General features: G+C 39.5%; 1 protein-coding gene. It reads left to right on the forward strand.

The features are described from left to right. A partial coding sequence (locus ACIPNH_RS00265) for a terminase gpA endonuclease subunit (protein WP_400770802.1) occupies positions 1-887 on the forward strand: 887 nt, incomplete at its 5' end. Positions 888-921 lie beyond the last annotated feature (34 nt).

The raw sequence follows: 921 nt of genomic DNA on the forward strand, positions 1-921 counted from the left end.
ATGCAAAGGAAAGTGAACAATTACTGAAAGTTTGGATCAACACAACGCTTGGAGAAACCTGGGTAGATAAGGGAGAAGTACCTGACTGGAAGCAATTATTTAACCGAAGAGAATTTTTTCCCGTAGGCACAGTGCCTAGGAGAGAAGTGGTACTTACTGCAGGTGTTGATGTCCAAAAAGATCGGTTAGAAGTAGAAGTTGTAGCATGGGGAAAAAGCCGCGAAAGTTGGTCAATAGACTACCGAGTATTTGAAGGTGATACTGGAGGCGGAGAAGTATGGGGAAAACTCTCTGAGCTCTTAAATCATCATTTTATCGGTCAAAATGGGCTTGAATATATGATAAGTATGATGGCAGTTGATGCAGGGTATGCAACGCAAGAAGTATACAACTGGGTAAGAGGTCATCAAGGAGCTGGAAGAGTAATGGCAGTTAAAGGTGTAAATAAAGCCCTAGTACCACTTAGCAGTCCAAGTAGAGTAGATATAACAGTTGGTGGTCAAAAGCTAAAAAGAGGAATAAAGCTATGGCCAGTGGGAGTATCGATATTAAAGTCAGAGCTTTTTCAATTACTTAATATTTTAAAAGAAGAAGAAGGAAAAGCTCTACCTGGATATTGTCATTTTCCCGAGTATGCACCTGAATATTTTAAACAGCTAACGGCAGAGCAATTAGTCAGCAAGGTAGTGAAAGGATATACCAAACAAGAGTGGCAGAAGGTAAGAGAAAGAAATGAAGTGTTAGATTGCCGAATTTATGCCAGAGCAGCATCTATTGCGCTTGGAATCGATCGTTGGCCAGAGAGTAAATGGAATAGTTTAAGTGAAAAGCCAGAAAGCAAAAAACCTAAAAAAGTGAGACAAAGCAAATGGTTGAATGAGAAGTAAGATGTACAACGAAGAGTATTTAATTCAAGTCGAA

This window comes from Wolbachia endosymbiont of Drosophila barbarae (assembly GCF_044752445.1).
In the GTDB taxonomy this organism is placed as follows: domain Bacteria; phylum Pseudomonadota; class Alphaproteobacteria; order Rickettsiales; family Anaplasmataceae; genus Wolbachia; species Wolbachia pipientis.